Here is a 22460-nt window from a genome sequence, read left to right on the forward strand (position 1 = left end):
TACCCCCGTGCTTTTTGTTGCACGGGACCCATGGGTGCAACCGGCACCCGGCTTTCCCTGCGCCCTCTATTTTTCGAGAGGGCGGAAAGTGACGCAAAGCTCGGGCGTAACGCGCCGCGAGAACGCAGATTCACATCCTCACGCTGTTTGAAATTCAAATGAGAGCCCATCCCCGTCATTGCGAGCGCAGCGAAGCAATCCATCGCGCCGCTTGCGGAGGCATGGATTGCTTCGCGGAGCCTGTCATCGGCGGCGCTACGCGCCGCCCCGATGGCTCGCAATGACGAGTGAGACGCGTCCGCTTAATCGTCCACGTCTTCCTGCGGGCGGCCGAACAGGTGCACGATGCCGGGTGTCGCCAGCGTCACGAACACGAAGCGCGAGAGGTGGTGGGCGCCGACGAAGATCGGGTCGATGTGCAACGTCAGCGCCAGCGCCAGCATGGCGTCCATCGCACCGGGGGCAAAGGCGACGACGACGTCGGAGAGATGGACCTGCGTAGTCAGCGTGATCGCGGCAACGAAGATCGCGGAGATCACGATCGCGACCGCGAACGAGCCGAGCCCGGCATTGATATGGCTGCGCAAGGTCGAGAGCTTCATCCGTGCAAAGCGCGACCCGATCAGGGCGCCGATGCCGACCAGCGCGACGCCGCGCACCCAGGGCGGCAGGCCGCCCTCGATCGCGCCGACCCCGTGCAGCAGGCTGGAGGCGAGCATGGCGCCGAACATCCAGCTTGCCGGAAATTTCGCCCAGCGCAGCACGAGCGCCGCGCCGATGGAGGCCGCGATCAGCGCCGCGAGCTCGAGCGGCGAGGCGCTGGCGGAGGCGATGGTCGGCGGCGCTGCCGGCGCTATGCCGAGCACCGCCAGCATCAGTGGCAAAGCGGCGGTCAGGATGATCACGCGCATGGTCTGCACCACGGCGATCGCGGCGACATCGGCGCCCTTCTCGATCGCGAGCATCGTGATCTGAGACAGCGCGCCGGGGCTGCCGGCGAGGAAAGCCGAAGTCTGGTCCCAGCCATGCACGCGCTGCAAATAGAAGCTGCTGCCGAAGATCGAGCAGACGGTGGCGAGCGCCAGCAGCGCGATGGTGAGCGGATACGCGCTCACATGCTGGATCAGTTGCCGCGACACCAGGGAGCCCAGCGAGATGCCGAGCAGGATCAGCACGGTCTGGGTCACTACCGGCGGCACGGTGAGCGGCCGGCCGGCGAGCGCGGCGATGCCGACCGCGATCATCGCGCCGGAAATCAGCCCGCCTGGCAGGTTCGCCCACAAAAACAGCAGGCCGCCCGCGGCGCCGATGACGAGCGTCTCGGTCGTATTGAGGATGTTCGCGCGGCTGGGAAAGGCAAGCGCCATCGATGCGGGGAGCAGGTTCACGATGGCGTTATGCCAAATCCGCAGGCCCGCGACAAATGCATCTCGCGATTGCAGCAATGCGCCGGATTTTTGGAGGCCGGGTGCCGCCCTTACTTCGCGCCCGCGCTCTTGTCGGCGGCTTCCTTCAGGCATTCGCGGCGGAATTTCTTGCGCTCCTTGCCGTGCAGGCTTTTCGCATCGGCCTGCTTGGAGCATTCCAGCGAGGCGGCGCTGCGTGCCTTCTTCTCGTCCGGTGACGGCGGCGCCTTGGTCTCGGTCTTGGCGGTGTCCTTCGGCGCGGGTGTGGTGGTTTGCGCAAAGGCGGCGCCCGTCAGCAGGAAGGCGGCGAGGGCGGTTGTGGTGGCGAGGGAGGAAAACTTCGGCATGAGGCACACCTCGAATGATTGGATGTGAAACCGTCGTCGCCCGATGCTGAACCGCCGATGAATATCGCCCGTGTCGGTCGCCACAATATTTTGACGGGGCGGTTCGCCAATGCGTTGTCGCAAGTTCCGGTTGCGTTAGGATGCGGCCCTCGTCAACGCGCTGAGGTTTGACGGAAAGGGAGAACAACCATGACAATTCGAGCCAAACTGCTTTGTGCGATGGCGGCCTCGGGTCTCGCCGCATTCGTGATGTCGGCGCCGGCTGAGGCCCTGACCGCGCAGGAATGCAGCGCCAAGTACCAAGCGGCCAAGGCAGCCGGAACACTCGGTGGCCAGAAGTGGAACGACTTCCGCAAGGCCGAGTGCGGCGCGAACGCAACGCCAGCCGCCGCCGCGCCCGCTGCACCGACAGCCGCTGCGCCCGCGCCGGCCCCGGCCGCCAAGGAGGCCAAGAAGGAAGCCGCTCCAGCCGCAGCGCCTGCGTTGCCGCCGGGACCGGCGGTATTCCCGAACGCGGTCGATCCGAAATACGCCAAGGAGACGCAGGGCAAGGCGCGCATGCACACCTGCGTCGACCAGTACAATGCCAACAAGACCACCAATGCCAATGGCGGTCTGAAGTGGATCCAGAAGGGCGGCGGCTATTACAGCGAATGCACCAAGCGGTTGAAGGGCGCCGCTTGATCTTGAAGCGGCTGGCGCGGTCGGAGTATGACGCCGGCCGCGTCAGCCTTTATCGTGCCGTGTTTCGGACGAGTTTGGTGAGCTCAGCAAAGCTGCGTGACTTGTCCGCCTGCCGAGCGTAGACAGCGAAGGCAGCCGCGAGATTTGACATGAGCCCACCGACCGATCGTGCCGGAATCAATCCGGAACCCACGCGCCGCGCCGCGCTCGGCCTGATGGCTGCCGGCATCACGCTGCTGGGCGGCACTGCCGTCGCGCAGGAAGAAGAGAAGGTGCTGACCGAAGCCGCCGTGCTGCGCGATCCGGAGATCCCTGTCGCCGGCAACGCCAAGGGCGACATCAGCATCGTCGAGTGGTTCGACTACCAGTGTCCCTATTGCCGCAAGATCGCGCCTGAACTGCAGCAAATTGCGCAGGACGATGGCAAGGTGCGCCTGGTGTGGAAGGATTGGCCGATCCTGGGCGATGTGTCGAAGGTCGCATCGCGCATGGCGCTGGCCGCGAAGTATCAGGACAAGTTTCAGGCAGCGCATGAGGCGATGATGGGCCTCACCACGAAGCTGACCGAGCCGCGGATACAGGAGGTGCTCGCAGGTGCGAGCATCGACATCGATCGCTTGAAGCGCGATCTTGCTGATAATGCCACGTCGATCGATGCCATTCTTGCGCGCAACAATGCCCAGGCCGAGGCCTTCGGTTTTCAGGGCACGCCGTCCTTCATCGTCGGCAAATTCCGCGTGCCCGGCATCCTGACCAAGGAGCAGTTTGTGCAGGCCATCGCCGATGCCCGCAAGGCGAACATGAGCCGCTAGATCGGGCAGCTCCTCAGATCTGGCAGGTCTTCGCTAGCGCGATGAAATCTTCTGCCAATCCTCATGAGCGCGTGCTTTCAGCGCCTTCAGGTCATCGGCGGCAACGTCCCAGTTGACGATGGTACGGCCGCTCTGCGCGACCTGGCCGCCCGCCACGCTCGACGTCCGCATCGAATCATAGAGATAAACGCCCGCAATCAGCAGCAGCGCACCCAAGATCATTCCGAAAAACGTTCGCATGACGAAACCTCCGGTGACCGCAGATAACGGGGATGGCCGGCGGATGGTTCCGGGCCCGGCCAGTTCGTACCGGAACCGCGCTTAAGCCCGCCCGAAGGCGTGCATCACGTAATCGATGAACACGCGCACGCGCGGCGAGAGCTGGCGGTTGCGCGGGTAGAGCAGGGATACCGGGACCGAGGGCGGCGGACATTCGGTGAGCACCTCAACGAGCGCCCCACGCGCCAGATCGGCTTCGGCGTGGAAGCGCGGCACCTGGACCAGGCCGAGGCCGAGCCGCGCGGTAGCAAGGTAGCTCTCCGGTCCCGTCACCGACATGATCGCCGGCAGCGTCACTTCGCGCACCGTGCCTCCGACCACGAACTCCATCGGCCGCAGCCGCCCCGTCGTCAGCGAGCGTATCCCGATCATGCGGTGGCCTTCGAGCGCATCGGGACCAGACGGCGTGCCGAAGCGCTCGAAATAGCCAGGCGCCGCGCAGGTGAAGCGCTCCAGCATCACCACCTGCCTTGCGATCATGTCGCTGTCGGGCAGATGGCCGAAGCGCAAGACGCAATCGACGCCTTCCTCGATCAGGTCGATCCAGCGGTCGCTCTCGCTCATGTTGATCTCGATGCCGGGATATTCCGCGAAGAAGCCCGGCAGGTTGGGCAGCAGGAAGTGACGCGCCAGCGTGCCCTGCACTTCCAGCCGCAACAGCCCCTTCGGCTTGCCGCCGCCGAATGCGCCTTCGGCATCCTCGAGGTCGGCGATCAGCGACAGGCAGCGGCGGTAATGGGCTTCGCCATCGAGGGTCGGGCGGACATGCCGCGTGGTGCGTTCGATCAGCCGCACACCGAGCCGCGCCTCCAGCGATTTGACGGCGTCCGTCACCGTCGAGCGCGGCATGCCGAGATCCTCAGCTGCAAGCGAAAAACTGCGCCGCTCCACCACCCGGGTGAACACCCGCATCGCATCGAACCGATCCATCACGATTATCCGGATTTTACGAATAGTGATGCTGATATATGCATGATTATCCGGGGTGTGGAAGTGCCTACGTTACTCCTGTCGCCCAGCGGCCAAGCCGCAAACGGAGAGGAGAACAAGATGTCGAACGAAACCAACAAAGTGGCACTGGTAACGGGCGCCTCGCGCGGGATCGGCGCCGCGGTGGCCGAACGCCTTGCGAAGGACGGCTTCACCGTCGTGATCAATTACGCCGGCGACACCAAAGCCGCCGAGGCGGTGGCGAGCCGGATCGAAGCCGCCGGCGGCCGGGCTCTCACGGCCAAGGCTGACGTCAGCGATCCCAACGCGGTGCGCGGCGTATTCGATGCGGCGGAAGCCGCGTTCGGCGGCGTCGACGTGCTCGTCAACAACGCCGGCATCATGAAGCTTGCCAGGATCGCCGACACCGATGACGCGCTGTTCGACCAGCACGTGGCCATCAACCTCAAGGGCAGCTTCAATGCGATGCGCGAGGCCGCGCGCCGGCTGCGCGACGGTGGACGCATCATCAATTTCTCGACCAGCGTCGTCGGCACCAAGTTCGAGACCTACGGCGCCTACACCGCGACCAAGGCGGCGATCGAGGTCTTGACCGCGATCCTGTCCAAGGAATTGCGCGGACGCGCGATCACGGTCAACGCGGTCGCACCCGGTCCGACGGCGACCGATCTGTTCCTGCACGGCAAGTCGCCGGAACTGATCGACCGCCTTGCCAAGGCGAATCCGCTGGAGCGGCTCGGCACGCCCGAGGACATCGCCTCGGTCGTGTCCTTCCTCGCCGGTCCCGACGGCTCCTGGATCAACGGCCAGACGCTGCGCGCCAATGGCGGCCTGGTCTGAACCTCGACATCGATGAGGACTGTTCCGCCAGCGTAACGAGTGGTCCCGGGTTACGCTGGCGCTTCACCCGGGCTACGGCACTTCATTCAGCCATTCCAAAATCACCGCGTTCATCTCGCGCGGGTAGGTATGGCTGAGGTCGTCGAGCTCGCGATAGGTGACGGCGGCACCGGCCGCGCTCAGCGCTTGCTGCGTCTGGCGCGCGACCTGCACCGGGAACATCCAGTCGAGCTTCCCATGCACGATATGGATCGGCAGGCCACGCAGCCTGTCCGCATCTGCCATCTGCGCCATCAACGGATGGAAGGTCGCGGCCACAGGCGCAAGATGGGTGAAGGGCGAGGCGCTGTTCAAACCTGAAACGTAGCAGAACGTGCCGCCGTCGCTTATTCCCGTCATCAGCATTCGCTTCTCGTCGACATTCCAGCGCGACCGCACGAACTCGAGAATGCGGACAAGGTTCGGCGTGTCGATATCGTCGCCCATCAACGCCCAGGTGCTTCCGCGCGCGGTCGGCGCGACGAGGATTGCGCCGCGGCTGCGGGCGTCGCGCAGCCAGCTCCACAAAAATCCCCGGCCATTGCCGCTGCCGCCGTGCAGCGCCATCACCAGCGGCCAGGCGCGGTCGGGTGTGTAATATTCCGGCACGTAGAGCGAGAAGCCGCCGCGGCTGCCGGGCTCGTTGCTGTCGTGCAGGATGCCGGTGATTTCACCGGCAGGCTCGGCCAGCCGCGCCAGCAGTTCGGCATCCCCGCGCAAGGCGGGATCGGTGAAGAACTCATTCACGGGCGGCAATCGCGCGGCCAGCGGATAGAGCGCCTCCAGCGCGCGGGGCGTGTAGCGCAGCGCGCGGAACACGCTCACGAGATCACCATTGCCGTCCTGCACGGCGCGCAGCCCCTGATAGGCGGCGAGCGCCGCATCGCTTGCGGTTTCGAGTTGCGCCCTGATCGCGGCAAATTGCTCCGGCCAGTCGGCGAGCCGCGGGCGGACCGCGCGCAGCGCCTCGTCCGGCTCGCCCGCGATCTGCATCACGTGGCCGAACTCCGGCGGGTGCAGGTGGCGCGCGATGAAGCCGAGCGATTCCAGCGTCTGCAGCAGCGGCGGCAGCACGGCCACGATGTCGTCCACCACGGCCTCGCTCATTGTACCGCTCTTCGCGCTCAATGCAGCCGCGGCCCCTTCAAGAGTTTCGTGCGATCGATCGAGGCCAGCGTGACGTCGAAGGTGACGCCTTCGTGATAGACGGTGAGCGGCACGTCGACGCCGGCGGTGCCGAGCGACCAGAGCTTGCGATAGAAGCTCGCCTGGCTCATCACCTTTTCGCCGTTGACGGCGAGGATGACGTCGCCGGTCTTCAGCTCGGCGCGCGCCGCCGGGCCCTTGCCGGCGATGCCGACCACGACGATGCGGTTGTCGATCTCGGTCGTGTACATGCCGAGCCAGGGCCGCGATGGCCGATTGACGCGGCCATATTTGCGCAGGTCGTCGAACACCGGCATCAAGAGGTCGATCGGCACCATCATGTTGACATGCTCAGCGCGGGCGTTGCGCTCGCGTTCGAGCTGCAGCGAGCCGATGCCGATCAATTCGCCTTTGCCGGAGATTAGCGCGGTGCCGCCCCAATTGGGATGCGCGGGATAGGTAAAGATCGCTTCGTCGAGCAGGTATTCCCAATAGCCTGCAAATTCCTGCTTCGCCACGATCTGGCTCGCCAGCGAGCGGGTGCGGCCGCCGGCGCCGCCGACCACGACATTGTCGCCGACCTTCGTCGCGGCAGACGAGCCGATCGGCATCGGCTCGATGCCCGGCCGTCCCAGCGCCTGCACCAGGCCGAAGCCGGATTCGAAATCGAACCCGAGCGGATGGCCCTCGATCACACGACCGTCGCCAAGATGCAGCCACACGGTTTCCGCTTCAGTGATGAGATAGCCGATCGTCAGCACCAGCCCGTCGTCGATCAGGACACCGTTGCCGGCGCGCTCCGTGCCCAGCGTCTCCGCGCTGAACGCGTCGGACGGGATGATGGAGTGCAGTCCCACCACGGCGGTAAGCGCGCGGTCGAGGTCAAACTTGTAGTTGCCGGAACTGGGCTGGTGTGCCGGTGGCACTTTCCATTCGGTCAAGGAAGACATGAAGGATCTCCGTAAGAATCGCGTTTCCTTCGACTAACGCCGCACCCAATAATCAATGTCCGGTCGATCGTCCCGAAGACAATATAACAACGAAATGAGCCCAGCGCGAGCGGGCTTCGCGGTTTGGAACGACTACAAATCCATCAGCCCCGCCATTGCCGATAGTCGCGCCGAACCTTCCCGTTCGCGACAGTTGCCGCTGCTTGCAACCAGCCGCGTGGGCGTTTTCGCAGGTCGGCTTCGATGGCTTGGCGTCCGGCCGGGCTGGCGGCGTGGATGGACGCAACATCGAATGCCATGGCGTGAAGCAGCTTCAGGTGCAGCTTTTTCCCGGCGCTCTTGCCGAGTTCGATTTTCTTGGAGTCGGCGGAGATGCGGCGGAAGATGAACTTCTTGTGTACGGTCAGAAAGGGATCCGGCGAACGGTACCTGCCGTTGGCCGATTTGAGGAAATTCGATTTCTTCGATGTTGTCGCATCGTGAGCCCAGGTCCATGCCGAGGGCACTAACGCCTTTGCCTCACGCACGACCAGGCCTTCGCGCCATTTTGCGATCACGGCGTAACGCGGCCGTCCCAGGCTGCCGCCGCCCTTCTTGAAAATCTGGCATAGCCGGATGTCGGTCGCGTCCTTAGGCAGGCTTGCCTCCAGTACTTTCTCGACCTCCCTCGGTCGCGGCCGGGGCTTGCGATATTTTTCGATGTCGTCCCAGAATTCTTCCGCTTCTCCGTCGTCCGGCTCGGCGTAGGGCCTGAGCCAGGTTCGGTTCTCGAACAACAGCGCCGGTCGCGGGTATTTCAGGCCCTCGTGATATCCCTTCAACAGGGTGCTAGCGGCATCTTCATCGTCGACAGCCGAACGCGGCGCGAGTTGGATGCTGGTTGCCAGACGGACGAGATCGAGCACATAGGGCATCTCGGCGGCTTCGTCGAAATCGTTGACTCCCCAGACGCCCATCGGCGTCGCGCCAGGTTCCGAAATTTTCCAGATGCAGATCGCCGACGGCGAGCACCTTGGGCGCGTCCATCAACTCCGGACACCAGTCGCCGATTTTCCTCGCCCAGCGGAAATAGGTCGCGCGCAGGAAGATGAAGGCGCTCTCCTTCATTCGCTTATGTTTGTAGTTGATGTCGCTCTTGACGATTTTGCACTGCGCGGCCAGCCACTTTTCGTATTCCCTGTTATCATCGCGGAAAGACATGGGAGGCCTCACAAGGTTGGATCGGTGGGACAGATTCTACCTTAAGATGTTTCGCTGCGAACCTCGCATGTAGCGTCTTGAGCCGATGCGAAACGTCGCATACATGCTGACAAACCCGGCCCGGCCGACGGAGCCGAAAATGCATGGCGGGAGCAAAGATCGTTGAAGGCGGCACGTCGCACGCCCGCAAGTGCGGGCATCATGATGTATCGGCGCTCGGGCGCGCGACTGGAAGTTCTGCTCGTGCATCCCGGCGGGCCTTATTGGCAGCGCAAGGACGAGGGCGCCTGGTCGATCCCGAAGGGGGAGATGGACGGCGAGGAGGATGCAATCGCCGTGGCGCGCCGCGAATTTGCCGAGGAGACCGGCGTCGTCCTTGATCAGCCGCTCGAACCGCTGGGCGAGATCCGCCAGCGCGGCGGAAAGCGCGTGATCGCTTTCGCCGTCGAAGGCGATCTCGATGTGCACGCTATCAGCAGTAATACGTTCGAGATCGAGTGGCCGCCAAGAAGCGGGAAGATGCAGGCATTTCCTGAGATCGATCGCGCCGAATGGTTCGATCTCGGGGCGGCGCATGCGAAGATCCTCGAAGGCCAGCGGCCGCTGCTCGATCGCCTCGCCGAGCTTGTCGGCTATCAGGGAGGAGCCCATGAGCGACCGCTTTGATCTCGCGCGCTTTGTTGATGCACAGGCTCCGGTTTATCGGCGAGTTGCGGCGGAGCTCAGCCGTGGCCGCAAGCAAAGCCACTGGATGTGGTTCATCTTCCCGCAGCTTGCCGGTCTCGGGTTCAGCGCGATGGCGCAGCGTTTTGCGATCGCCTCCCGCGACGAGGCGATCGCCTATCTGAAGCATGATATCCTGGGACCGCGGCTGCTCGAGTGCACGCGTCTGGTCAACGCCGTCGAAGGCAAGACCATCCGGGAAATTCTCGGCAGCCCTGACGATCTGAAGTTCCATTCCTCGATGACGCTGTTTGCCGCGGTGTCGGCCGTTCCCGAATTTCCCGCTGCGCTGAAGAAATATTATGGCGGCGAAGCCGACCCACGAACGCTTGAGCTGTTAGCTGGCTAAAGCTGAACCGACGTCATTCCGGGGCACGCGTCAGCGCGAGCCCGGAATCCATCGGGCCGCATGCGTAAGTGGAGAAATGGATTCCGGGTTCGCGCTGACGCGCGCCCCGGAATGACGGCGTGGGCTCACTCCGCCTTCGCCTGCATGCGCGACGGTATGATCCGGAATGCGCGGTTCTCCTTCAGCCATGCGGCGCGCTCGTCGCGCAATAGCGTGCGGCGGACCTTGCCGGAGTCGTCACGCACTTGCGCGTCCACGATTTCAAAGCTCTCCGGATGCTTGTAGCGGCTCAGCCGGTCGGCGAGGAAATCGCCCATGCCGTCGGCGATAGCCTGCGCGTCGACCGCCGGATCGCACTCGAGGATCGCATGGATGCGCTGGCCGAATTCGGGGTCGGGCAGGCCGACCACCACGCAGGAGCGCACGTCGGGATGCGCGCACACCGCAGCCTCGACTTCCGCCGGATAGATGTTGGCGCCGCCGCGCAGGATCATGTCGGCGAGCCGGTCGCCGAGATAGAGATAGCCATCTTCATCGAGCCGGCCGATATCGCCGAGCGACTCCCAGCCGTCGGCGCGGCGTTTCGGCTCGGCGCCGAGATAGTGATAGGTGGTGCCGGCGCCATCATTGGGCAGGAAATAGATCTCGCCGGTCTCGCCTGGAGCTGCGTCATTGCCGTCCTCGCCGATAATGCGCAGGCGCGCGGTCTCGCCGATCTTGCCGACCGAGCCCTTGTGCGCGAGCCATTCGACGCCGGAGATGATGCAGGAGCCTTGCCGCTCGGTGCCGCCATAGAGCTCCCAGATCCGCTCCGGCCCCAGCCACTCGATCCATTTCTCCTTCAGCCATGGCGGCATCGGCGCCGCCATGTGGAACACGACCTGCAGGCTGGAGAGATCGTAGCGGTTGCGCACCTCGTCCGGCAGCGACCAGATCCGGTGCATCATGGTCGGCACGAAATTGATCCATTGCACGCGCTCGGCCTCGATTTGGCGCAGCGTCTCCTCGGCGTCGAACTTGGTCAGGCCGGTGAGCCGTCCGCCGCCGAACAAGGCAAAATGCGAAACGATGAATGGCGCGTTGTGATACAGCGGCCCCGGATTGAGCAGGGAGGCGCCGAGCGGGATGCCGAGCGGCGGCGCCATGGTGGTGTCGACCACGGCGGGCAGATGATCGAGGATCACTTTCGGCCGCCCGGTCGAGCCGCCACTCGTCATCGCCTTCCAATAGCGTGAGATGGGTGCCGTGAGCGGCTCGTCTGAAAACCCTTCGGGCACGAAGCCGGTCGGCAGCGAGTTCGGCGCGTCCCAATCGGGCTCGCCGCCGACCACCAGCGCGGGCTTGAGGATATCGAGCACCGCGGCTGCTTCGCCGCGCGGCAGTCGCCAGGACAGCGAGGTCGGCGTCGCGCCGCACTTCCATACCGCGAAGGTGGTCTCGAAGAATGCGTTGCTGTTGGGCAGCCCGATCGCGACGAAGTCGCCGGGCTTGACGCCCTTGGCCGCAAACGCCCGCGCGCGGGCATTGGCACCGCGCTCGAGTTGCTCCCAGGTCAGCGTATCCTGTCCATGACGAATGGCGATCGTGCCCGCGGGCTGGCGTTCAGCATACCAGCGCGGCACGTCGGCGATCGGGATCAACATAAAGGCGTTTCCATTAAGTGGGCTGCTCACAGCCGCTTTTGTGTCGTGGATGATGTGGCGCGGCGCACTTCATCAACAGGAGGCGAGGCGAGTCAAGCCGCGGCTGAGAGTCATTGCTTGACGATCGAATCGGAATCGTAGGGTGGGTAGAGCGAAGCGAAACCCACCATTCTCACCGCTTGCTCCGACGTTGATGGGTTTCGCTTCGCTCTACCCATCCTACGGGATATCGGCCCGTCACAGCGCTTGTCTTACATGAGCGGTTTGGTGGACTCGGGCCAGAAATCACCGGCCGGACCAGCCGGCCGCAGCTTCTGCATCTGCTGCGCGGTACAGGTCTTCTTCTGTATGGTCTCGGTGGTTTTATGCCCGTCCTTCAACCGGTCCCTGATATTAATCGGAAACCGGCATTTCGCCGCATGCGACTCGACATAGCCGATCAACTTGATTTCGGCCTGGCCGTACTTGTCGATCAGCTTGCAGGCTTCGTCCGATGACGCGCGCCGGGCGGCGGCAGCCCTGATCCACCGACCCCGCTCCTCGACTTCTGCCCGCAGCGAACTAAATTCTTGCCTGCATTGGTCGGGGATTTCCTCTTGCGGAGCTACGGCGATGAGTGGCGCGCCGCCGGATGGGAACGGGCTCACGAAATTTGCCACGGGCGGGCTGCCATTCTCCGCCGGCTGGCCCGGCTGCGCTGCCTGGCCTGGCAGCGGCGCCGGAAACGCACTCTGCGCCCATGCATCATCTCCGATGAACGCAAGAATGGTAGCTGCCGTTAGCGGCGCAATCAGGCGGCGGAAGGTCAAGGCTCGTTCTCCGGCAGGATTGTGAGGACGTCCTAACGTTCGAGCAAAGCGTAGTTTCTCTTACGGTCTCTTCGCTCAGTTAACAATTGAATTCCGACGCAACGATTTCCTTCACGAGCGCGCAGCTGACGCTGCAGGACGCGATCCACCCTGTGGTTTGCGCGCGTAGATCCGTTCGATCTCCGCGGCAAAGCGATGCTCGAGTGCCGGGCGCTTGTTCTTTAGCGTCGGCGTCAACAGGCCGGCGGCAATGGTCCATGGCTCCAGCGTCCACCATACCGCGCGCGGTGTCGCATAGGCCGGATAGGCTTTGACGGCCTCGGCGATCCGTTTCACGAGGAATGCGGTTTCCGCCTCCGCGCCGCTGCCCGCGAGCCCGGCCTTCTCCCGCTCCCAGGCCTTCGCATTCAGCACCACGAGCGCCGCGAGAAAGGGCCGGTTCTCGCCGATCACCATGGCCTGCTCGAACAGGGGATCGGCGAGGATCGCGGTTTCGAGATCGACGGGCGCGATCTTCTCGCCGGTAGAAGTCACCAGGATGTCCTTGATGCGGCCGGTGATGCTGATGCGGCCGCCTTCGATGCGGGCCTGATCGCCGGTATGCAGCCATCCGTCGGCTTGCTTGATCCGATGCGTCTCTTCCGGCCGGTGCCAATAGCCGAGCATCACGTTCGGCCCTCGCACCAGCAGCTCCTGATCCTCGCTGATCCTGACTTCGATGCCGTCGAGCGGCCGGCCGACCGAGCGGGGATCGTTGTCGTCAGTGGTATTGACGGAGACGACGGGTGACGTCTCGGTCATGCCGTAGCCCTGCAGGATGTCCAGTCCGAGCGCGAGGAACAGCCGGATCACCCGCTCGCCGATCGCCGCGCCGCCACTGACGGCGACCCGCAGCCGTCCGCCGAACTGAGCCAGCACCTTGTCGGCGACCAGGCGCTCGAGCAGCGGCCAGACCATCCGGTCCAACAGCGACGGGCTGCGGCCTTGTTGCCGCGCATCAAAGCGTCGTCCACCGACGGCAATGGTAAGATCGAGCAATTCGCGTTCGAAGCGGCCGGCCGCCTCGCTGTGCTGCATGATCAGTGCATAGATGCGCTCATAGATGCGCGGCACGGAGATCAGCACTGTCGGCCGCACCTGCTTCAAATCATCGGAGAGCTGCTGCACCGATCGCGCATAGGCGACGCAGGCGCCGGCGGCGATCGGATAGTAGTAGCCGCCGGTGCGCTCGAACGTGTGCGACAGCGGCAGGAAGGACAGGAAGACATCATTCGCACTGGCGGCGATGCGCGCGTGGATCGCCTTGACGTTCGCCACGATGTTGCCGTGCGAGAGCATGACGCCCTTGGGGCGCCCGGTCGTGCCGGAGGTGTAGACGATCGCGGCAAGATCATCCGGCTGCAACGCCACGTCGTCTATGACGGCCTCGGTTGCCTGTCCACGCTCCAGCCAGGATTTCAGCGCCACGACGCGATGATCCGTCGCGGCCGGGTCTTTGGTGCCTTGCAGATCTGCGCAGACCACACGCTTGAGCGTGTCCGTCGGCGCGCCGGCGCTTGCAAGGATCCGCCAGCGGTCGATGGTGTCGACCAACAGCAGCGACGCCGCGGAATCCTTCAAGATGTAGACGATGCTTTCGGGATTATCGATCGCGTGCATCGGCACCGGCACGTGGCCGCGCGACAATGCGGCCTGGTCCATCGCGATGTGCTCGATGCCATTGGGCATCAGGATGGCGACGCGCTCGCCGGCCGCGAAACCCTCGGCAGCAAGCGCGCGCCGCCAGCGGTCGAACTCGCGATCGATCTCGTGCCAGGAATGGCTGACCCAGCGCCCGGCTGCCGCATCGAAATGCCGGTAGGCTTCCGTATCAGGCGTTGCCCGGATGCGCCAACGCAATAGCTCGGGCAGCGTACGGACCTGCGCAAGTGTGTCCAGTGCGCCAAGTTGCGGAATCGAATTGGCGCCGGACAGTTTCTCCATCTGCACATAGCCTCCCGACGACGTTAAGCATCAAACAAAACCATGGATTTGTCGCATGGGGACTACCTCAGATGTTTGAGCTAGCGCAAGAACGGGTATGTCGGCGCCGCTTGCGCGCCCGCAATGCCGGACTCACTCCTCCAGCGTGAATCCAACCCGCAGCGTGACCTGGTAATGGCGGACGGTGCCCTTCTCGATATGGCCCCGCGTCTGCACGACTTCGAACCATTTCATCTCGCGAATGGTCTTTGCGGCGCGGGCGATGGCGTTCTGGATCGCATCCTCGATGCTCTTCTCGGACGATCCGACGAGGTCCAGGATCTTATAGACGTGGTCCTTCTCGGTTGTCACAGGCATGGCAAACCTCCCTTGAAAGGCGCTTCCGGTTATTCGCGGCGCATCCGGATTGTTACTCCGTCCGCGCAGGATCAGTCGGCGTCGGCGCCGCGTCCAGTCTGAACGAGCTTACGGCTATTGGAGTTCCGCTCGCCTCACCGCTTGCCCCACAAAATGAGCCGGTGCTCATCGCCCGACGCACGTTATGACTGTTCGAGGTTTCCCGAGCGCGCTATCATCCCCAGGTTGTCGGTGTCTCCGAGACGATAGGTTCGGATCGTCGCGCCCAGGGGGAGCCTCATGAGATTGAGCGCTGTGGCCGTCGGCCTCTTGATCTGGTCCTGCCTTCCCGCCACCGCCGCGCAGACCGGCGCCGAGCTTTACGCGCAGCACTGCGCCCAGTGCCACGACGCCGGCGACCCGCAGAGCCGCATTCCCAACCGCGCCGCATTGCAGTCGATGGCGTTCGAGCATGTGCTCAGAGCGATCACGTCGGGGAGCATGGCTCCCATGGTCAAGGAGCGAACGGACGATGAGCGCAAAGCGATCGCCTCCTTCGTGACCGGCAAACAGGCTGGCGACGGCGCTCCCGCCGCCACGGCCGATGCAGCAGGGCACTGCGTGGAGGGCGCCCGCGGCTTTGACGGGGCGTTCGACCGGCCGCGATGGACCGGTTGGGGCGCGGATATCAACAACAGCCGGTTTCAGGCCGCCGAGATGGCGGGACTCAGGGCCGACCAGGTGCCACGGTTGCGCCTGAAATGGGCGTTCGGCTTTCCGGGCGTCTCAACTGCCAATGCCCAGCCGGCCGTGATCGGCGGCATGCTGTTTGTCGGCGGCGCCGATAGCAAGGTGCACGCGCTCGACGCCAGGAGCGGCTGCACGTTCTGGACCCTGACAACGGACGCGCCAGTACGCACCGCGATCAGCTTCGGTCCGCTCCCGGGGAAGAATGAGTTCGCGATTTTCTTCGGTGATGTCCGCGCCAACGCCTACGCCGTAAATGCAACAACGGGTGTACTGATCTGGAAGCAGAAGGTGGAAGACCATCCCGCCGCCCGGATTACCGGCACGCCGGCGTTGTTTTCGGGCGTCCTCTACGTTCCGGTCTCCTCCATCGAGGAAGCGACGGGATCGCGGGCCTCCTACGAATGCTGCACGTTTCGAGGCAGCGTGGTGGCCTTGGACGCGGCGACCGGCGGGCCGATCTGGAAGTCGTACACGATCCCGGAAGCGCCAGCTCCGACGACCAGGAATGCCGCGGGGGTGCAGCTTTACGGTCCCTCTGGTGCCTCGGTCTGGTCCGCGCCAACGATCGACGTGAAGCGCCAGGCGCTGTACGTCGCGACAAGCAACTCCTATTCAAACCCACCGGCAGATACCAGCGACGCCATCCTCGCGTTCGACCTGAAGACCGGCCGGATGTTATGGCATCGGCAGGCGACCCCAAAGGACAGCTATGTTGTGGCCTGCTTCGGCTATGACAAGACCAACTGTCCGGAAGACCCCGGTCCGGACCACGATTTCGGCCAATCGCCAATCCTGGTGAGCTTGCCGGACGGGCGCCGCATGCTGGTGATCGGGCAGAAGTCCGGGATCGTCCACGCCTTCGATCCCGACAACGAGGGCAAGATCCTCTGGCAAACGCGGGTCGGCAAGGGAGGGCCGCTGGGCGGCAGCGAGTGGGGCTCAGCCGCGGATCAGGAGCGGATCTATGTCGCGAACTCCGACGTGCGGTTTCTTCGCGACGGCACAAGGCGTCTCGATCCGAACGCAGGCGGCGGTCTGTTCGGGCTGAATCTGGCGGACGGCAAGGTCACCATGCAGGTGGCGCCGGTCTCCTGTGGTGACCGCGAGCGATGCAGTCCAGCCCTCTCCGCGGCCGTTAGCGCAATTCCAGGTGTTGTCTTCTCCGGCGCCGTGAGCGGCTATCTGCGCGCCTATGCGACCGACGATGCGCGCCTGCTCTGGGAATTCGACACCGCGCGCGACTATGAGACGGTGAACGACGTCCCGGCGCACGGCGGCGCCATTGATGGGCCCGGCCCGGTGATTGTGGACGGCATGCTCTATGTCAATTCGGGCTATGCGCAATGGAGCGGCATTCCCGGCAACGTGCTGCTCGCGTTCGAGGTGAGCCGGCCCTGATATGCGGATGCAGAAAACATCGCGCGCCGGCCAGAGATCGGGCGCGTTACGAACGTAACAGACTGACGATCCCGTGAAATCGAGCTGAAACTCCGCGCGACCAACATTCCCCTTTCATAAACCGGGGCATGTAGAAAAGCGGAGACTGTACGATGAGGGCAGAGAACAGCGCCAAGAATCTTTCCGTTGGCCCCGCAATCGGCGAAATCCCGATGCTTACCGTGGAGGAACTTGAAGCGGATACTCACGGTGTGTTCCGCACCTACCGCAAGGAATACCCAGTGGTGCTGCACGAGACCGGCGGATATTTCGTGCTGCGCTTCTCCGATGTTGACCGTCTGAGCAAGGATCCGCGCTTCCTCCCCAGCGGAACGAGCTTTCCCGAGATCCAGGGCTTCAGCAGTGGAACGATATTCGATGCATTCGACTATGGCATGCTGACGGCCGACGGCGATGTGCATCGGCGCCGCCGTGCGCCGTTCTCACGATTATTCGCTGCCCGCGCGATCAATGAGATGCGTCCAAGCATTCGCCGCGCGGCCTCGGACCTCATCGAGGAGTGGTACGGAGATGGCGAAGTCAATTTCTTCGAAGAGTTCGCAGCCAAACTGCCCGCCCGCATCATTGCCGATCTTTTGGGACTCCCGCGCGAGGACATCCCGGAGTTTATGCTGCTGGTCTATGTGGTGTCCAAGGTCTTCTTTCTCGGGCTGAGCCCGGACGAAGTCGTCGAGGTCGAAAAGGCAGGGCAGCGACTACGCGAGTATGTCGATAAAGTCCTCGACGAACGTCGCCGCGGGCCGCGCGGGGATTTCCTGTCCGCGTTCCTGGCTGCCGCGACCGAAGCGGGTGAAATGTCCCCCGAGGAGATGCTTTACCAAATTTTCCAACTGATCGTCGGTGGCACCGATACCACCAGGGTCGCGATCGCAGTACAGGTCGCTCTTCTGCTTCAGCATCGCGAGCAATGGGAGCAGGTGTGTCGCGATCCGGATCTGGTTTCAGGCGCGGTCGCCGAAGCGATGCGCTTCGAGCCGAGCGTCGGGGGGACCGCAAGGGTCACGAGCGAGGATGTCGATGTTGGCGGGACTGTCATCCCGGCCGGCCAGCTTGTCACGTTATCGACCATGTCGGCCATGCGTGACGAGATGACCTACGATCGCCCTGATATCTTCGATATTCATCGCACCAACCAGCCACGGCTGCATCCGATCTTTGGCTATGGCGCGCATCGGTGCATCGGCGAGGCGATCGCCCGCGCCGAATTGGAGGAAAGCCTCAGCGCGATCGCTGCCCGCATACCGCAGCTCAACCTCGATGTAGCGCCGAAAATCAGCGGCCATTTCGGAATCCGCCGCGCCGACACCATGCGGCTCTCCTGGAAGCCCTAAAACGGTCGGGCAAAGGTCCGCGCTACAGACGCCGGCGCGACCGCAATTGACTGGATAACCGGCGGCTGCGGTCTGCCAATTCGTCCGTCTCGAGGTCGACGGCGGCGGAGGCCAGGCGATAGCTGCCGATCCTGCCGATGACGTCCGCGGCCGAGACCTGTGGCCGGGCTCCGTTGGAGTCGCGCGGGAGGGATGGGCTTCCGATCGTCCGCCTGGTCGCCGCGTCAACGCAGACTGCCTGGTAAGCCTCCCTCCGCGGCTTGAGGACGATCACACAGTCCCGGTTGGCCGAGTAGGACACGCGGAAGCTCAAGTAAGAGACGGTCATCGTCGGTCCTGTTCACGGGCAAAGTTCCGCCATTCGCAGACGAGGACGCCTGCGGCCATTGCTTCGCGGGATTGGGAAGGGATTTACGTGTTGGTTTCGCTAGCCCGCAGTGCCGAGGCGTGCGAGCGGAGTGTAGGTCGGGTGCTCATGACCCGACACGTAACGCAAATCCTTGAAAAGTCGCTTCGAGATATCTCTAAAATTGGATGCAACCGCGAGATCGTCGTCGGCCGGGGAGGCTCGCTAGGCTAACCGCGACCGACAAGATGGGCTGCAGAGCGCCAGGCGTGACGCGACAGCGCTTCGAGGCTTCGAACCGTTTCGACGCGAACGAGCGCCGCGTCGGCGGTCAGCGTTCCATTGGCGACCGCGCCCAGCGTCGCGCTGCGGTGGGTGCGCAGCATTTCGCCAAGTTGCGTCGCACAACGCTCGAGCTCGGGCATGGCCTCGTTAGTCGAAACCGCGCGCGGACCGGCCATGACGTCGGCGCCATGTGAGGCTGGCATGACCTGCGGCGATCCGGCGGCGCGGGGCGCCGCCACGCCGCGCGCGATCGCGGCCGCGCTTCGCATCGCTTCTGCGCATAGCTCTGCGGCGCGGATGTCCTCCGGTCCGCCACCCACCGAGCCGAAATTGATTCCGCTATTCGCCATTTCCGTCAGTCGAGATGCGTGGTCGAGTGCGTGCAGTGTGCTCGTGAGACGCTGTTGCTCGTCGTCGGTCTCAGGCGGTCCGGTCACATCCGACAGGAATATTTGTGCCTGGCGCAAGGCATCGGCCGCATCCTGCACCGATGCGGCGTCCTTCCCCAGACGGATCGGTTCAGCGCGGCCGGCCAGCGCCGCCTCGATCGAAGCGCATACTGTTGCGAGCGCGCGCGCGATCGTTCGCCGCACCGCTTCCACCGCCACGATCGGGCTCGCAAGCGCGGAAGGATCGAGGCACCGCGTGAGCGGCGAGCCACGCTCGGGCAGAATACGCTCGACCAGTCGCGTGAACCAGTTGACAAACGGCAGCAGCACCACCACGCCGACAACATTATACGCCGTGTGATACCCGGCCAGCAACGTGACGCCATCGACGGTGCTCGAGGCACGCACGAGCAGAGGGATGACGACGGGGAAAAGCACCAGCGCGATAACGGCGGCGATAAGCTTGAAAAGGACATAAGCGATGGCCAGCCGCTTGGCCGTGGTGCTTGCGCCAATCGCGGCCAGGCCGGAACTCGTCGCTGTTCCGATGTTCTGGCCGATGATCAGCGCACAGGCCTGGTCCAGCCCGACCGCACCGGCGAAGTAGGCGGACAACGTGACCGCGACGGCGGCCGTTGACGACTGCATCAGCGCGGTCATCACCAGCCCGACCACGACCAGCACCAGCACGCCGAACAGGCCCGACCACCACCCGGCTTCGGGACTGGCGAGAACGGCAGGCAGGTCCGCCGGGTGCAACCGTTCGGCCAGCCCGCCCATGCCCTGCTGCAGGGTCGTCAACCCAAAAAGCACAAGCCCGAACCCGGCCAAAGCGGCGCCCATCCCGGATATTCGCCCGCGAGCCAGAAGCTTGGTCAACGCGCCAACAAAGATCATCGGCAGTGCCGCGGCGGTGAGCGAGACGCGGACGCCGATGAGCGCGACCAGCCAGCCGGTCCCCGTGGTGCCGACATTCGCCCCGAAGACGAGGCCCAACCCTTGCTGGAACGTCAGCAGGCCCGCGCTGACGAGACCGATCGTCGTCATGGTCGTTGCGCTGGAGGACTGCACCAGAAGCGTGACGATAGCACCCCAGAAGGAGCCGTGCAGCGGCGTCGCCGCCGCCTTGGCTAGCACCGTGCGCAGGGCGGACCCGGCCAGCGCCTTCAGGCCGTCCGTCATCACGGTCATGCCAAGCAGGAAGAGGCCGACGCCGCCGAGTGTTGAGATGGCCATAGACATGCGGGCTCCTGACGATCAGGCCAGCTCCCGCACTCTAGCGCAGTTGGCGCGCGAAGGCAGCCGACAAGGCCCGCAATGTGCAACCGGCGCGCCGGTGCCCTGTTTCTCGCGGCTACGCAGCAAAGTCCGTGCTTTTCCAAAACACCTGACGTCTGTGAGTGAACCAAGGATTCGAATATCTGCGGAAGAAGACGGACGACGAGCGGCGACGGCTCCGGAGATGGACCCGAGGCGCGGAACACGATGCCGAACGTCCGCCGTGGACAAGAGGCTGCGCCAAGCATTGTGGCGCACGTCGGGAGAGGGGCCCGGTATTCGCTGTGGCGCTCGGGGGGCGGTTCAACGCTGGGTGGACTTCGCTTCCTCGTCGTGAACGATTTTAGCCAGACCGTAGGCTAGTATTGCATCGTCGTTTCTTCCTAATTTTTTCAAGATAACACCGAGCGAGTGCCAGCGCGTGGCCTCCCGTGGCTCGAGGATGATCGCCCTCAACATGCAATTCAGGGCGGCATGAGTTTGGCCATCTTCGTCCAAGCGGACGGCGCGTTCTGCCTGTCCGGAATGAAAGTAAGGGTATAGATAGCACAATCTGTCGAAGCACTCGCGTGCCGAACCAGCCTTGCCTTGTTCGAAGGCCCGATTGATGAAGTCGTCGATCTCGTCAGCGCAAATGCTGCGATACAAACCGCGCAGGGCAGACTCGGCTTCGTCTGGATTAAATTTGCCGACGGCTCGAAATAAATCGACCGCCTCCCGTGACATATCCTCTGATCCTATTTGTGCATACTTTTGATTGTACTGAGCAGAGATCGCCTCCAAACGCTCAATATCGCCGATCTCTTCCGACGAACTTTCGGAGAAAGTGATCTGCCCATTCCGCGACGGAGCTTGCTTGCAGAGCAACTGGATCACCGCGTTCTTCATCGCGAGATCTCTGGAAGAGCCGATAGATTCCAGGAACTCTGCAAGACTGGGAGCGTTTTCGATCTCGTCCGGCTGAAATAGTTCGACCCGGCTAAACATATAAGCGTCGTCGTGAAGCAGCGTTGGCCCAGCAATGGGAGCCAGAGTTTCTGAAATCCGCGCCCATCCATCCGGCAAGGGATGCTCTCTGATTCCGAATTCCGTGACGAGATGCTGCAGGCATGTAGGTACCAGTGCCCGTTCATCGAGCATGCGGTCTTTCCAATCCGCCGTCTTGCCACTCAAAAGGCAGCAAGCGGTCGCGCACATCGTGAAATCTGACGTATATTTGAACGTGAGGAATTGGCCACTCCATATTCGAAAGAGCCTTCCGAATCCGCCTGCGTCGGCCCTGATCTCTTCAAGACGCGTCAATTTCGTAACGAACTGCAATTCGTCCTGAACCTGGAATTCGTGAAAGACCGAAACGACGGTGCTGAGCATTGGATGAAGGGCCATTTGCCCGAGCAACCACGCATCGTAGGAATCGGCACTCAACACTTGGTCAATTTCACTTTCCGCTCGGTCGAGAAGCAGCGAAAGATCGTCGGTCAACTCGGGTCGAACCGCTGGTTTGTCGAGATTGAATTCCTTGAACTGCGCGCGCGTCCATTCCGACGCACTCGACGGCGCGCGCTCGAGGAAGAAGTCAGCCAGGTCGGAGTCATCGTGAACGCAGCGGCGAGCCCTGAGTAACCAAATCATCGCCTGTATGGCCACCAGCCGGTCGACGATCACGCCTTTGACCTGAAGATCGATGACGTATTGAATTGCCGCATCGATACCGCCTGGGCTCTTCACGAGCCACAGGGCGGCTCTGACAACCTTCAGAATCATCGCCGATTGCGGACTTTCTCCCAATTGAAGATTCCAGCTCAGGTACCATGAGTTCAGGTGCCGTTCGAGCGGAACGTTTCCCGACGGTTCAAACACGCCAGCGGGTGGGGCAGTCGGCGGCCAGTCCAAAGTATTATAGATGATGGGATCACCTGATGCGATCGGCTCGCGCGATGCTTCCGGATCAATGTGGTCCAGCGCTGCTAGCAGCATCTTGAGGAATGCCAGTCGCGGAAGAATTGCCGAATTGAGAACCTCAGATGCTCTTGTGGAGTGATTGGCGAGGATTCCGAAAGCTCTCATTTGCCCAAAGAGGCTCTGGGCTATGTGCAGGATGGGCGAGCCGCGAAGTTGCACCATCG

At 63.5% G+C, this 22460-nt stretch carries 21 protein-coding genes; 7 read left to right on the forward strand and 14 right to left on the reverse strand.

What is annotated here, in order from left to right; genetic code table 11:
• Positions 1-302 precede the first annotated feature (302 nt).
• Positions 303-1367: an AbrB family transcriptional regulator gene (locus OZ411_RS25640; RefSeq protein ID WP_282530247.1), complete on the reverse strand. Its 1065-nt coding sequence runs from the start codon at positions 1365-1367 to the stop codon at positions 303-305.
• A gap of 110 nt (positions 1368-1477) precedes the next feature.
• Positions 1478-1753, reverse strand: a complete 276-nt coding sequence (locus tag OZ411_RS25645; protein ID WP_282530186.1) for a PsiF family protein — start codon at positions 1751-1753, stop codon at positions 1478-1480.
• A gap of 189 nt (positions 1754-1942) precedes the next feature.
• Here OZ411_RS25645 and OZ411_RS25650 point away from each other — a divergent pair, with 189 nt between their 5' ends.
• Both OZ411_RS25650 and OZ411_RS25655 read left to right on the forward strand, forming a co-directional pair.
• Complete coding sequence (locus OZ411_RS25650) at positions 1943-2437, forward strand: hypothetical protein (protein WP_282530187.1); 495 nt, start codon at positions 1943-1945, stop codon at positions 2435-2437.
• Positions 2438-2586: 149 nt separating this feature from the next.
• Complete coding sequence (locus tag OZ411_RS25655; protein WP_282530188.1) at positions 2587-3249, forward strand: DsbA family protein; 663 nt, start codon at positions 2587-2589, stop codon at positions 3247-3249.
• Between the two features lie 33 nt (positions 3250-3282).
• On the opposite strand, the gene OZ411_RS25660 is transcribed toward OZ411_RS25655, so the two are convergent.
• Both OZ411_RS25660 and OZ411_RS25665 read right to left on the reverse strand, forming a co-directional pair.
• Positions 3283-3489 (reverse strand): hypothetical protein, encoded by a 207-nt coding sequence (locus tag OZ411_RS25660; RefSeq protein ID WP_282530189.1) that lies wholly within the window; start codon positions 3487-3489, stop codon positions 3283-3285.
• Between the two features lie 81 nt (positions 3490-3570).
• A complete protein-coding gene (locus OZ411_RS25665) occupies positions 3571-4458 on the reverse strand; it encodes a LysR family transcriptional regulator (RefSeq protein ID WP_282530190.1) in 888 nt (295 codons plus the stop codon).
• Between the two features lie 120 nt (positions 4459-4578).
• Here OZ411_RS25665 and OZ411_RS25670 point away from each other — a divergent pair, with 120 nt between their 5' ends.
• Positions 4579-5319, forward strand: coding sequence for an SDR family oxidoreductase (locus tag OZ411_RS25670; protein WP_282530191.1), 741 nt, complete (start codon positions 4579-4581; stop codon positions 5317-5319).
• A gap of 72 nt (positions 5320-5391) precedes the next feature.
• On the opposite strand, the gene OZ411_RS25675 is transcribed toward OZ411_RS25670, so the two are convergent.
• The 4 genes from OZ411_RS25675 to OZ411_RS25690 all read right to left on the reverse strand — a co-directional run bounded on the left by OZ411_RS25675 (position 5392) and on the right by OZ411_RS25690 (position 8654).
• Positions 5392-6465, reverse strand: a complete 1074-nt coding sequence (locus tag OZ411_RS25675; RefSeq protein ID WP_282530192.1) for a phospholipase — start codon at positions 6463-6465, stop codon at positions 5392-5394.
• 17 nt (positions 6466-6482) lie between these two features.
• Positions 6483-7454, reverse strand: a complete 972-nt coding sequence (locus OZ411_RS25680) for a S1C family serine protease (protein ID WP_282530193.1) — start codon at positions 7452-7454, stop codon at positions 6483-6485.
• 143 nt (positions 7455-7597) lie between these two features.
• Positions 7598-8410: a DUF2252 family protein gene (locus tag OZ411_RS25685; RefSeq protein WP_282530194.1), complete on the reverse strand. Its 813-nt coding sequence runs from the start codon at positions 8408-8410 to the stop codon at positions 7598-7600.
• On the reverse strand, positions 8295-8654 hold the full coding sequence (locus tag OZ411_RS25690) for a DUF2252 family protein (protein WP_282530195.1): 360 nt from the start codon (positions 8652-8654) through the stop codon (positions 8295-8297). The genes OZ411_RS25685 and OZ411_RS25690 overlap by 116 nt, the downstream gene beginning before the upstream one ends.
• A 162-nt stretch (positions 8655-8816) precedes the next feature.
• On the opposite strand from OZ411_RS25690, the gene OZ411_RS25695 reads away from it, so the two are divergent.
• Together OZ411_RS25695 and OZ411_RS25700 are read left to right on the forward strand one after the other, a co-directional pair.
• Positions 8817-9320: an NUDIX domain-containing protein gene (locus OZ411_RS25695; RefSeq protein ID WP_282530196.1), complete on the forward strand. Its 504-nt coding sequence runs from the start codon at positions 8817-8819 to the stop codon at positions 9318-9320.
• A complete protein-coding gene (locus tag OZ411_RS25700) occupies positions 9304-9726 on the forward strand; it encodes a DUF1810 domain-containing protein (protein ID WP_282530197.1) in 423 nt (140 codons plus the stop codon). The genes OZ411_RS25695 and OZ411_RS25700 overlap by 17 nt, the downstream gene beginning before the upstream one ends.
• A gap of 125 nt (positions 9727-9851) precedes the next feature.
• On the opposite strand, the gene OZ411_RS25705 is transcribed toward OZ411_RS25700, so the two are convergent.
• From OZ411_RS25705 to OZ411_RS25720, 4 genes are all read right to left on the reverse strand, one after another.
• Positions 9852-11369 carry an AMP-binding protein gene (locus OZ411_RS25705; protein ID WP_282530198.1) on the reverse strand — a complete coding sequence of 506 codons (1518 nt, stop codon included), beginning with the start codon at positions 11367-11369 and terminating at the stop codon, positions 9852-9854.
• A gap of 251 nt (positions 11370-11620) precedes the next feature.
• Positions 11621-12178, reverse strand: coding sequence for a hypothetical protein (locus OZ411_RS25710; RefSeq protein ID WP_282530199.1), 558 nt, complete (start codon positions 12176-12178; stop codon positions 11621-11623).
• 111 nt (positions 12179-12289) lie between these two features.
• Complete coding sequence (locus OZ411_RS25715) at positions 12290-14161, reverse strand: AMP-dependent synthetase/ligase (protein ID WP_282530200.1); 1872 nt, start codon at positions 14159-14161, stop codon at positions 12290-12292.
• A gap of 132 nt (positions 14162-14293) precedes the next feature.
• On the reverse strand, positions 14294-14518 hold the full coding sequence (locus tag OZ411_RS25720) for a dodecin (protein WP_130583192.1): 225 nt from the start codon (positions 14516-14518) through the stop codon (positions 14294-14296).
• Between the two features lie 279 nt (positions 14519-14797).
• On the opposite strand from OZ411_RS25720, the gene OZ411_RS25725 reads away from it, so the two are divergent.
• Both OZ411_RS25725 and OZ411_RS25730 read left to right on the forward strand, forming a co-directional pair.
• Entirely contained in the window at positions 14798-16645 is a 1848-nt protein-coding gene (locus OZ411_RS25725; protein ID WP_282530201.1) for a PQQ-binding-like beta-propeller repeat protein, read from the forward strand.
• Between the two features lie 152 nt (positions 16646-16797).
• Complete coding sequence (locus OZ411_RS25730) at positions 16798-18036, forward strand: cytochrome P450 (protein ID WP_282530202.1); 1239 nt, start codon at positions 16798-16800, stop codon at positions 18034-18036.
• A gap of 576 nt (positions 18037-18612) precedes the next feature.
• Here the strand turns inward: OZ411_RS25730 and OZ411_RS25735 are convergent.
• Positions 18613-20298, reverse strand: coding sequence for a Na/Pi symporter (locus OZ411_RS25735; protein WP_282530203.1), 1686 nt, complete (start codon positions 20296-20298; stop codon positions 18613-18615).
• 339 nt (positions 20299-20637) lie between these two features.
• Positions 20638-22458 (reverse strand): hypothetical protein, encoded by a 1821-nt coding sequence (locus tag OZ411_RS25740; protein WP_282530204.1) that lies wholly within the window; start codon positions 22456-22458, stop codon positions 20638-20640.
• Positions 22459-22460 lie beyond the last annotated feature (2 nt).

It is taken from the genome of Bradyrhizobium sp. Arg237L (assembly GCF_029990105.1).
Lineage (GTDB): Bacteria > Pseudomonadota > Alphaproteobacteria > Rhizobiales > Xanthobacteraceae > Bradyrhizobium.